Here is an 11,598-nt window from a genome sequence, read left to right on the forward strand (position 1 = left end):
TCGGCTCAGGCCGCGCCGGCCGCGCCCGCCAGTGAGCCGACGGCGATGCCGAGCACCAGCAGCGCCGGCGCGCCGAACGCAGTCGCCCACGCCAGCGGCGTCCACCGTGCGGCGGGCACGCCGTCGGCATCCGCCCTGCGCACGGTGAAGGAGAGGACCAGCACGGCGATCCACGAGAGGATCGCGAAGAACACGGCGATCACGAAGATCACCTGCTCGCCCGTCTCCGTGATCGGCAGTCCGAGCGTGGTCCGCACGAACGACGTGGTCTCGCCGGTGTCGCCGAAGTCCGTGAGGGAGACCACCATCGCGAGCCAGCTCCACCAGTTCAGGAACAGCAGCGAGGTGACAGGGCCCGGGGTGGACCGGTATCCGCGCCTGCGGAGGACGATCTGCGGCAACATCCCGAGCAGACCGGCGATCGGGAGGATGATCCAGGAGAACAGCAGCAGCGCGAAGGCGATCCAGCCGCCGCCGCTGAAGAACCCGCCGAACACGAACAGCGCCGGCAGGAGCCAGCTCATCCACCACCACAGGCGCCAGGCGAACAGGTGGATGCCCGGTTCCCGCGGGCCGGCCGGTAGTGCGTGCTCTGTCATGTCTCCCCCCGCCCTCAGCCTAGCGTCGGGCTCGCGAAACGATGCGGGGCCAGAAGTGCACGCTCTGACGGCTCATCACGTGCACTTCTGACCCCGCACGGGTCCGGATCGGGGATCAGGCGCCGAGGACCACCCTCAGCTGCTCGACCGCCCAGTCGAGCTCGGTCGCCCGGATCACCAGGGGCGGGGCGATGCGGATGGTCTGGCCGTGGGTGTCCTTCACGAGAACGCCGCGCTCGAGGAGCTTCTCCGCGATCTGCCGCCCGGTTCCGAGCGCGGGGTCGATGTCGACGCCCGCCCAGAGGCCGGCGATGCGCACCGCCGTGACGCCGTGGCCGATCAGGGGCTGCAGCGCCTGGGCGAGGTGCTCGCCGAGCGCGCGGGCGCGCTCCTGGAACTCGCCGGTCTCGAGCATCTCGACGACCCGGAGGCCGACGGCTGCGGCGAGGGGGTTGCCGCCGAAGGTCGACCCGTGCTCACCCGGCTGGATCACGCCGAGGACGTCACGGTCGCCGACCACGGCGGAGACCGGCAGGATGCCGCCGCCGAGCGCCTTGCCCAGCAGGTACAGGTCGGGCACGACGCCCTCCCGGTCGCATGCGAAGGTCTCGCCCACCCGGCCGAGGCCGGACTGGATCTCGTCGGCGATGAAGAGCACACGGCGCTCGTCGCAGATCTCGCGGATGCGGCGGAGGTAGCCCTCCGGCGGGATGATCACGCCGCCCTCGCCCTGGATCGGCTCGATCAGCACGGCGGCGGTGTCGTCGGTGATCGCCGCGGCGACGGCATCCGCGTCCCCATAGGGGACGACGTCGAACCCGGGCGTGTAGGGGCCGAAGCCGGCCCTGGCCTGCTCGTCGTCGCTGAAGCTGACGATCGTCGTGGTGCGGCCGTGGAAGTTGCCTGCGGCGACGACGATGCGCGCCTTGCCGTCGGCGATGCCCTTGACCCGGTAGCCCCAGGCGCGCGCGACCTTGATGCCGGTCTCGACGGCCTCGGCGCCGGTGTTCATCGGCAGGACCATGTCCTTGCCAGCCAGCTCCGCGAGCGCCGCGGCGAACGGCTCCAGCCGGTCGCTCATGAACGCGCGGCTGGTGAGGGTGACGCGGCCGAGCTGCTCGGTGAGCGCGGCGACCAGAGCCGGATGCCGGTGGCCGAAGTTCACGGCCGAGTAGGCGGCGAGCAGGTCGAGGTAGCGCCTGCCCTCGACGTCCGTCACCCAGGCGCCCTCCCCGCGCGCGATGATGACCGGCAGCGGGTGGTAGTTGTGGGCGACGTGCGGCTCGGCGACGACCTCGTCCGGTCCCTGAGCCTGCCGAAGGGCCGTCGTCACTTCGCACCCCGCAGCTCGAGGGTGCAGCACTTGATGCCGCCGCCGCCGAGGAGGAGCTCGGAGAGGTCGACGAGGATCGGGTTGTATCCGCGCTCGCGGAGCTGCTTCTCGAAGCCCTTGGCGCGCGGCGAGATGATGACGTTGTAGCCGTCGCTGGCGGAGTTCAGGCCGAAGACGGCGCCGTCCTCGTCGGACACGAGGATCGCGTCGGGGAATCGCTCCTCGAGGATCGCGCGGCTGGCGTCGTCGAAGGCGCCGGGGAGGTAGGCGATGTTGGCGTGCTCGGGGCCGCCGTTCTCCACGCCCTGCACCGGGTCGAGCACGGCGATCGCGGTGTCGAGGTGGTAGAACCGCGGGTCGACGAGGTTCAGCGAGACGACCTCGCGGCCGAAGACCTCGCCCACCTCGCGGTGGCTGTCGCCGGTGGAGCGGAAGCCGGTGCCGGCGAGGATGACGTCGCCGACGAGCAGGAAGTCGCCCTCGCCCTCGTTGACCTCTTCCGGGAGGACGGTGTCGTAGCCGGCGGCGCGGAACCAGTCGGCGAAGGCGGGAGCCTCGCCGGCGCGCTCCTCGAAGCGGAACTTCGGCACGTACGCACGGCCGTCGATGAGGAAGCCGCCGTTGGCGGTGTAGACCATGTCCGGGTAGCCCGCGAGCGGCTCGATGAGCTCGACCTCGTGGCCGAGCTCGAGGTACAGGTCGTGCAGCTTCTGCCACTGCGCGACGGCCTTGGCGGTGTCGGTCGGCTTGGCCGGCTCCATCCACGGGTTGATCGTGTAGCTCACCGTGAAGTGCTCCGGCTTGCACATCAGGTAGCGGCGGTGGTGCGCCGTGCGCGCGGGCACAGGGGTGACGGACGTCTCGGGCGTCGACATGGATGCTCCTCGGAACGGATGCGGCGGACGCTGTCCAGGGGCCCGGCGGTCCTTCGCCCGTCCTCATTCTCTCGAGAAGGATGCGGGGAAGATGCGACACGGGCACGCCGGCATCCATTCTGTCATCCGCCCCTGTGCCTCGCCAGAGAACGCGCCCCCGCCCTGCCGCCGCTGCTCGGCTCGCCTCGCTCCGGTATCCGCTCCGGTCGCACTTCAGCACGGTGCGGCAGCCGCACACCGGCGCGGACTGCGACCGGAACGTCGGGTCAGGTGCCCCGTACCACCAGCTTGCCGACGACGTGGCCGTCCTCGAGGCGGGCGAGGGCGGCGGATGCCTCGGCGAACGGGTACTCCTGCGCGATCACGGGCGCGATGCGCCCCTCGGAGAGGAGCTCGAGCAGCCGGGTCAGCACCTCGGGCCTGCTCGCGGCGGTGAGAGGGCGGATGCGCGGTCCCGGCGTGAGCGAGAGGAATGCGGCCTTCAGCATCCGCGGCACCGGACCGAGGATGTGACCGCCGTCGCCCGTCACGAGGACCACCGCGCCGCCAGGGGCGGTGAGGCGGCGCAGGTCGCGCAGCGCGATGCCGCCGGCGATGTCGATCACGGCGTCGAAGCGACCGCCGGGGATGGCGGAGAGCGGCTCCCGGCGATGGTCCAGTGTGCGCACCGCCCCGAGGCGTTCGACGACGGCCGCGTTCCGCGCGGCGCAGGTCGCCCAGACCTCGGCGCCGCGGAGGGCCGCGAGCTGGACGGCGAAGGTCCCCACTCCCCCTGAGGCGCCGATCACGAGCACGCGGGGGGTCGGAGAGCCGGCGCCGACGCCGGCGAGGTCCAGGGCCTGCCACGCTGTGCCCGCGGCGACCGGGAGGCATGCCGCGGCCTCGGCGGTGACGCCGGGCGGCACCGGAACGACGCGCTCGGCGGGGATGGTCGCGTACTCGGCCAGCCCGCCGCCGCCGAAGAGCTCCCCGATCACCTGCTCGCCGATCTCGACGCCGATCGCGTTCGCCCCCGCCGCGACGATCTCACCCGCGATGTCCATTCCGCGCACGGCATACTTCGGACGGGTGAGGCCGAAGACCGGACGGACGAGGAGCGGATCGCCGAGCATCAGACGCACGTCGCCGGCGTTCAGCGCCGTCGCGCGCACCCGTACGAGCACCTCCCCCGGCCGCGGCTCGGGCACCGGGATCTCGTGCAGCCTTGCGCCGGACGCGGATCCGTACCGCTCGTTCCGCCAGGCCTGCATCAGCTCCGCCATGTCACACCTCCGGGTACTCGAAGAGGTCGTCGATCCCGAGGCCGAAGGCGCGGGCGATCTGGAACGCGAGCTCGAGCGTCGGCGAGTACTTCTGCTGCTCGATCGCGATGAGGGTCTGCCTGGTCACGCCGATCGTGCGGGCGAGCTCGGCCTGGGTGAGGCCCGCCGCCTCGCGATGGGCGCGGATGCTGTTCGAGACGAGGGTGGGCTTGACCATCAGACAAGCCCCCGGCGGTAGGCGATGACCCGTGCGATGCCTCCGACGACCGCCGAGACCCCGAAGCCGAAGAACATGGTGTTCGCGATCCAGAACACGTCGGCGCCGACCGCGCAGAGGACGATCACGCCGATTCCGGCGATCGCGACGAAGGCCTGCTCGACGCGGCCGCCCATCCGGCTGATGTCGCGGTCCCGGATGTCGGATCGGGTCGCGCCGTCGGGGTCGCGCATGCCCGCGGCGATCCCCCACAGGATCGTCGTGACGATGGTGGCCGCGATGCCGATGCCGATCGTCCACAGCATGAGGGGGAACCAGTCGACCGCCGTGAGCGGCCCGCCGTCCGCCTGCTGCAGGACGAGGACGACGTACGCCGTCATCGCGATCACGCTGAGGACGAGCCCCGTCCACGCATTGCGCTCCTCGTAGACCATGACGCCTCCCATGTAAAGGATTCTTGACATGGGCCAGCGTACGTCGCGGCATCCGCTGTGTCAAGAATTCTTTACATTCGCCCGCGTTCCGGTCGCAGTTCGGCACGGTGCGACGGGACATGACCGTGCCGAAGTGCGACCGGAGCGGGTCAGATGACGGCGGCGCTCCAGTCGTCGGGGTTGCCGTACCGGTGCGCGGTGATCGTGATCGACTGCTCGTGCACGAACGGCAGCAGCTCGATGCGGCCGGCCGACGTCACCTCGCCGTCGTAGACCGCGAGGTCGGGGTCGCCGCCGACCGCCTCGGCGAGTGCATGGTGCAGGGCGGCGACGGAGTCCCGCGGGCCGACGAGCCGCGCGCGCTGCACCGGCGCGGGCGGCGTCGGCTCGCCGTCCTGCGGGGGCGGGTCGGCGTGGTGCCGCATCCGCTCGATCCACTCCTCATCGGTCTCCAGGAAGACGGCGGCGCCGACCCCGGTGAGTGCATGCCGGACCTCCGCCGGCAGCCCGACCGGCGTCGACACCGTGAACGCGGCGCCGGAGCGCACCGCGGCGATCACGATGCGCAGCAGCTCCCGCCACGAGGCATCCGCCGTGGCCCTGATCGCCACCGGCACCGGGCGGTAGCGGAACAGGTTGCGCTCCACGCCGAGCTGCGAGACGTCGCGGACCTGCCCGAACTCGCGGTCCCAGGCAAGAGCATCCGACAGCGCAGAGCGGCGCAGCCACTCGAAGCCCTCGTAGTCGAGCGACGGCTGAGCCGCCTCGATGAGAGCCGTGATCCGCGAGTCCAGGCCCCGCAGGTGCAGCGTGCTGGACACCGGTCCCGCCTGCTGCGCGCGCCAGGAACCGAGCCCGATGAGGTGGTTCGGCCCGCCGGCCTTCGCCCCGGGACCGACTGAGGAGCGCTTCCACCCGCCGAACGGCTGGCGCTGCACGATCGCGCCCGTGATGCCGCGGTTGACGTAGAGGTTGCCGGCCTGCACGCGGTCGAGCCAGAGCGCCAGCTCGTCGGGGTCCTGCGTGTGCAGCCCGGCGGTGAGCCCGTAGGGGACGGCGTTCTGGATCTCGATCGCACGTGCCAGCGTGGGCGCGTGGATCACGCCGAGCACGGGGCCGAAGAACTCCTCCTGGTGGAAGCGGGAGCCCGGCTGGACGCCGACGCGGATGCCGGGGCTCCAGAGCCGCCCGCTGGGGTCGTCTCCGACGAGCCGCGGCCGGATGAGCCAGCGCTCGTCCCCCTCGAGCTCTGTGAGCGCCCAGGCGAGCTTGCCCTGCGGCTTCTCGATCACCGGACCCACCTCCGCGAGCGGGTCCGTGGGCCAGCCGATGTGCAGCGAGCGGACGGCATCCGCGAGCTGCCGGGCGAACCGCGGGGAGCGCCCGACCGGACCGACGAGGATCGCGAGGGAGGCGGCCGAGCACTTCTGCCCGGCGTGCCCGAAGGCGCCGCGCACGAGATCGGAGACCGCGAGGTCGAGATCCGCGGAGGGCGTGATGATCATCGCGTTCTTGCCGCTCGTCTCGGCGAGGAGCGGCAGGTCGGGCCGCCAGGAGCGGAACATCGCAGCCGTCTCCCAGGACCCGGTGAGGATGACCCGGTCCACCGCCTCGTGCGTGATGAGGCGGCGTCCGAGCTCCCGCGCCGGCGCCGCGAGGGCCAGCGCCTCGCGCGGCACTCCCGCCTGCCACAGCGCCTCGGCGAGCACCGCTGCGCAGCGGCGGGCCTGGTGCGCGGGCTTCAGCACGACACCCGATCCCGCGGCGAGCGCGGCCAGCACGCCACCGGCGGGGATCGCGATCGGGAAGTTCCACGGCGGAGTGACGACGGTCACCCGTGCCGGCACGAAGGTCGCGCCGGAGACCGCATCCAGCTCCTGAGCCTTCGCGGCGTAGTAGCGGGCGAAATCGACCGCCTCGCTGACCTCGACGTCGGCCTCGGCGAACACCTTGCCGGTCTCGGACGCCGAGACCTCGATGAGCTCGCCACGGCGCGACTCGAGGGCAGCCGAAGCCCGCAGGAGGATCGCGGCCCGCTCTGCCGCGGGACGTGCGCCCCAGCGCGACCCGCCGTCCCTGACGCGCGCGATCACGGCGTCGAGCGCGGAGGCGTCGTCGATCCTCGCCGCGGCGAGAGTCGCATCTCCCGCGGTCGATTCCGCGATCCGCGCCCGCACCGACCGTGCCCAGTCGCGGTTCGCCGGCAGGGCCGGGTCGCTGTCCGCGGCGTTGGCGAAGCCCGGCGCGCCGCCGGCTTCCGGCTCGCCCGCCGGGTGCGTGAGCTCGCGGTCCGAGTAGACGGCGGTCTCGAGGAAGGAGTCCGGCTCGTCGGAGCCGCGGGTGATGCCGAGCACCGCCTGCGTGAGCTGCTGCTCCTCCGCCGGGGCGGCCGGCAGCGGGCGCACCGATTCGTGCACGGGTGCCAGCCGGTTCTGCGTGCGTCGCGGCCCCGTCCGCAGCGTCGGCGAGACCGAGCGGTCGAGGGCGTCGAGGAAGCGGTCCTCCTCACGGACCAGGAGCCGCTCGTCCTCGTCGAGCTGGAAGGCCACGGAGAGGAAGTTGTCGGGAGAGGCGGTCTCCTCGAGCCGGCGCACCAGATAGCTGATGGCGACGTCGAACTCGGCGGGCTTCACCACGGGGACGTAGAGCAGCACCGGGCCGACCTCGCGTGACACCGCCTGCACCTGCCCCTGGGCCATGCCGAGCAGCATCTCGAACTCGATCGCATCGCGGACGCCGCGCTCGCCCGCGAGCAGCCAGGCGTGGGCGATGCCGAAGAGGTTGTGCCCGGCGATGCCGATCCGCACCGCGCGGGTGTGCTCGGGGCGCAGCGCCCAGTCCAGGCAGCGCAGGTAGTTCGCGTCGGTGTCGAGCTTCGTGTCGTAGGTCGCGGGCGTCCAGCCGTGCATGGTCGCCTCGACCCGCTCCATGGCGAGGTTGGCGCCCTTGACCAGGCGCACCTTGATCGGAGCGCCGCCGTGCAGGACCCGGTCGTCCGCCCACGCGGTGAGCTCCTGCAGGGCGGGGAGCGCGTCGGGCAGGTAGGCCTGCAGCACGATCCCCGCTTCGAGGCCGGTCAGGCGCGGATCCTCGAGGATGCGCGTGAAGACCGCGATCGTCAGGTCGAGGTCGCGGTACTCCTCCATGTCGAGGTTGATGAAGGTGCCCTCGGTGGAGGCGGTGAGGTACAGCGGAAGGAGCCGGTCGACCACGGCATCCACCACCTCGTCGAACGCCCACATGGAGATGCGGCTGATGATGGCGGAGACCTTGACGGACACGTAGTCGACGTCGGGCCGGCGGATCAGCTCGTGGATGCCGTCGAGGCGCCGCTTCGCCTCGGCCTCGCCGAGCACGGCCTCACCGAGGAGGTTGAGGTTCAAGCGGGCGCCGGACTCGCGGAGCTTCTCGATCGCCGGTCCGAGCTTCGCCGGCCGGGCGTCGACCACGAGGTGCCCGACCATCTCGCGGAGCACCTTCCGGGCGATGGGCACCACGGGCGTCGGCAGCGCCGGCGCGACGCCGCCACCGAGGCGGACGGCGCCACGCAGGTACCAGGGCAGGAACTCCGGCACGATCGGCGCGATGCGGTGGAGTCTGGATGCCGCGGCCCCCAGGCTCTCCGGGCGCATCACGCCGTCGACGAAGCCGAGAGTGAAGGGCAGGCCGTCGGGGTCCCGGAGCACGCCGGCGAGACGCTCGGCAGCGGGATCCACCTCCGCGGCTGCCGCCTCGGTCACCCAGCGGCGGGCGAGTTCGACCGCGCGCTGCGCAAGAGGAGCGGATGCCGCGGCATCCGGAGAGGACGACGACTCTGCCATGATGCTCAGCCTAGATCGCCGCCCTCACCGACGGACCGCGCCCCGCGGTCAGAGGGCCGCGATGATGTCCTCCACCTTCTGCTTCGCGTCGCCGAACAGCATCTGCGCGTTGTCGCGGAAGAAGAGCGGGTTCTGCACGCCCGCATAGCCGGCGGCCATGGAGCGCTTGAACACGATCACGTTCTCCGCCTCCCACACCCGCAGCACGGGCATGCCGGCGATGGGGCTGCCCGGGTCCTCCGCGGCGGCGGGGTTGACCGTGTCGTTCGCGCCGATGACCAGCACGACGGAGGTCGACGCGAGATCGTCGTTGACCTCCTCCATGCTCAGCACGATGTCGTACGGCACCTTCGCCTCGGCGAGGAGCACGTTCATGTGCCCGGGGAGGCGGCCGGCGACAGGGTGGATGCCGAAGCGCACGTCCACGCCCCGCTCGCGCAGCCGGCTCACCAGGTCGGCGACCGGATACTGCGCGTGCGCGACGGCCATGCCGTAGCCGGGGGTGATCACGACGCTCTTCGCGGCCGTGAGCATCTCGGCCGCGCCTTCGGCGGTGATCTCGCGGTGCTCGCCGTCCTCGGCATCCGACGACGCCTGGGCGACGATGCCGAACCCACCGGCGATGACGGAGAGGAACGACCGGTTCATCGCCTTGCACATCACATAGGAGAGGTAGGCACCCGAGGAGCCGACGAGTGCTCCAGTGACGATGAGCAGGTCGTTGTTCAGAAGGAAGCCGGCGGCCGCTGCCGCCCAGCCGGAGTAGCTGTTCAGCATCGACACGACGACGGGCATGTCGCCGCCGCCGATCGAGGCGACCAGGTGCCAGCCCAGGGCGAACGACAGCAGCGTGACCGCGACGAGCAGCCCGAGCTGCTGGTCGATCACGAACCACACCGTGAGCACGAGGAACGCGACCAGGGCGAGCACGTTCAGCACGTTCTTGCCCGGCAGCATCAGCGGCTTCGACGAGATCTTCGCGGAGAGCTTCAGGTAGGCCACGATCGAGCCGGTGAAGGTGACGCCGCCGATGAAGATGCCGATGAACACCTCGGCGTTGTGGATGCCGGCGAGCTCGGCCGGGATCTCCGGGTGCGCGAGATAGCCGTTCCAGCCGACGAGGACGGCGGCGAGGCCGACGAAGCTGTGCAGCAGGGCGATGAGCTCCGGCATCCCGGTCATCTCGACGACCCTGGCACGCCAGAGGCCGATCGCGGCGCCGACGGCGATCACGACGACGAGCAGCCCGAGGCCGAGGAAGGCGCCCGTGGTCCAGGCGTTCGCGACGGTGAGACCGATCGTCGCGAGCAGGGCGATCGTCATGCCGGAGATGCCGAAGAGCACGCCCGAGCGGGCCGACTCGTGCCGGCTGAGCCCGGCGAGGCTGAGGATGAACAGCAGGGCCGCGACGATGTACGCCGCGCCCGCGAGCGCGTCGACGGTCACTTGCCGGCTCCCTTCGTGAACATGGCGAGCATTCGCCTGGTGACCGCGAAGCCTCCGAAGATGTTGATGGACGCGAGCAGCACCGCGATCGCCGCGAGCACCTGCACGACCGGGTTCGGGTCGGTGATCTGCAGCATCGCGCCGACGACGATCACGCCGGAGATGGCGTTGGTGACCGACATGAGCGGCGTGTGCAGGGCGTGGTGCACCTTGCCGATGACGTAGAAGCCGATCACGACCGACAGCACGAGCACCGTGAAGTGCTGCGGCAGCGGCGCGGGCGCGAACGCGTTGACGGCGAACAGCGCGGCGATGCCGAGCACGACGAGCAGCGCCTTGCGACCGGCGGGCATCGTCTTCTTCGGCGGGATCTCCACCGGAGCGGATGCTGCGGCGGCGGGCGCCGGCGCGGCAGCCACCTGCACCGGGGGCGGTGGCCAGGTGACCTCGCCGTCCCGCACCACGGTGACGGAGCGCTGCACGACGTCGTCGAAGTCGATCGTGAGCGCGCCGTCCTTCGCGGGTGTCAGCAGCGCGATGAGGTTCGCCAGGTTCGTGCCGTACAGCTGCGAGGCCTGGGCGGCAAGGCGGGACGCGAGGTCGGTGTAGCCGAGGATGATCACGCCGTTGTCGGTGACGACGCGCTCTCCGGCGACGGAGCCCTCGACGTTGCCGCCCTGGCCGGCAGCCATGTCGACGATCACGCTGCCGGGCTTCATCTGCGCGACGTCGGATGCCGTGATGAGGCGGGGCGCCGCGCGTCCAGGGATGAGGGCGGTGGTGATGATGATGTCGACGTCGGCCGCCTGCTCGGTGTAGATCTTCGCGGCGCGACGGTCGTAGTCCTCGCTCGTCGCCTTCGCGTAGCCGTCGGTGGACTTCTCCACGGCGACGTCGACGGCGAGGTACTCACCGCCGATGGACTTCACCTGGTCGGCGACCTCGGGGCGCGGGTCGGTGGCGCGGACGATCGCGCCGAGGCTGGATGCCGCACCGATCGCTGCGAGTCCGGCGACGCCGGCGCCCGCGACGAGCACCTTGGCCGGCGGGACCTTGCCCGCCGCGGTGACCTGTCCGGTGAAGAACCTGCCGAACTCGTGCGCGGCCTCGACGACCGCGCGGTAGCCGGCGATGTTCGCCATCGAGCTCAGCACGTCCATCGATTGCGCACGCGAGATGCGCGGCACGGCGTCGAGGGCGAGCGCAGTGATGCCCCGCTGGGCGAGCGACTCCACCAGGTCGGGACGCAGTGCCGGGGACAGCAGGGCGACGATCGTCGCGCCGTCCCTGAGCAGCGCGATCTCGTCCGCTCCTGGCGCGGTGATGGCGAGTACGATCTCGCTGCCCCATGCCTGCGCACGGTCGACGACGGCGGCCCCTGCCGCCTCGTAGGCCTCGTCGGGGTAGGAGGCGGCGGAACCCGCGCCCCGCTCCACGACCACTTCATGACCCAGCTTCCGCAGCGACGCGATCGTCGCCGGAGTGGCTGAGACGCGCGCCTCGCCCGCAGGCTCGCGCACGATACCGATGACTGCCAATGCAACCTCCTCTACCCGCCTGCACGCTGTTGTGTTCTCAGACGGGGGATCTTGGGGCGGCGATGCCCCTGAC

Annotated in this window: 9 protein-coding genes; all 9 read right to left on the reverse strand. The window is 71.5% G+C overall.

Annotated elements, in window-relative coordinates; genetic code table 11:
* Positions 1-5 precede the first annotated feature (5 nt).
* Positions 6-599, reverse strand: coding sequence for a hypothetical protein (locus tag G6G98_RS08990; protein WP_164234784.1), 594 nt, complete (start codon positions 597-599; stop codon positions 6-8).
* A 115-nt stretch (positions 600-714) separates the two neighbouring features.
* Positions 715-1,932: an ornithine--oxo-acid transaminase gene (rocD, locus tag G6G98_RS08995; protein ID WP_067355360.1), complete on the reverse strand. Its 1,218-nt coding sequence runs from the start codon at positions 1,930-1,932 to the stop codon at positions 715-717.
* Entirely contained in the window at positions 1,929-2,807 is an 879-nt protein-coding gene (gene ddaH, locus G6G98_RS09000) for a dimethylargininase (protein ID WP_164234785.1), read from the reverse strand. Before ddaH ends, rocD begins: the two co-directional genes overlap by 4 nt.
* A 266-nt stretch (positions 2,808-3,073) precedes the next feature.
* On the reverse strand, positions 3,074-4,069 hold the full coding sequence (locus G6G98_RS09005; RefSeq protein ID WP_084788398.1) for an NAD(P)-dependent alcohol dehydrogenase: 996 nt from the start codon (positions 4,067-4,069) through the stop codon (positions 3,074-3,076).
* Between the two features lies 1 nt (position 4,070).
* Positions 4,071-4,286 (reverse strand): helix-turn-helix transcriptional regulator, encoded by a 216-nt coding sequence (locus G6G98_RS09010; protein WP_067355355.1) that lies wholly within the window; start codon positions 4,284-4,286, stop codon positions 4,071-4,073.
* Positions 4,286-4,750, reverse strand: coding sequence for a hypothetical protein (locus G6G98_RS09015; protein ID WP_243842067.1), 465 nt, complete (start codon positions 4,748-4,750; stop codon positions 4,286-4,288). The genes G6G98_RS09010 and G6G98_RS09015 overlap by 1 nt, the downstream gene beginning before the upstream one ends.
* Positions 4,751-4,869: 119 nt before the next feature.
* Positions 4,870-8,541, reverse strand: a complete 3,672-nt coding sequence (locus G6G98_RS09020) for a proline dehydrogenase family protein (RefSeq protein WP_164234786.1) — start codon at positions 8,539-8,541, stop codon at positions 4,870-4,872.
* A gap of 48 nt (positions 8,542-8,589) precedes the next feature.
* Positions 8,590-9,987, reverse strand: coding sequence for a Re/Si-specific NAD(P)(+) transhydrogenase subunit beta (pntB, locus tag G6G98_RS09025; protein ID WP_164234787.1), 1,398 nt, complete (start codon positions 9,985-9,987; stop codon positions 8,590-8,592).
* A complete protein-coding gene (locus G6G98_RS09030) occupies positions 9,984-11,525 on the reverse strand; it encodes a Re/Si-specific NAD(P)(+) transhydrogenase subunit alpha (RefSeq protein ID WP_164234788.1) in 1,542 nt (513 codons plus the stop codon). The genes pntB and G6G98_RS09030 overlap by 4 nt, the downstream gene beginning before the upstream one ends.
* Between the last annotated feature and the right edge of the window lie 73 nt (positions 11,526-11,598).

It is taken from the genome of Microbacterium hydrocarbonoxydans (genome assembly GCF_011752045.1).
Lineage (GTDB): Bacteria > Actinomycetota > Actinomycetes > Actinomycetales > Microbacteriaceae > Microbacterium.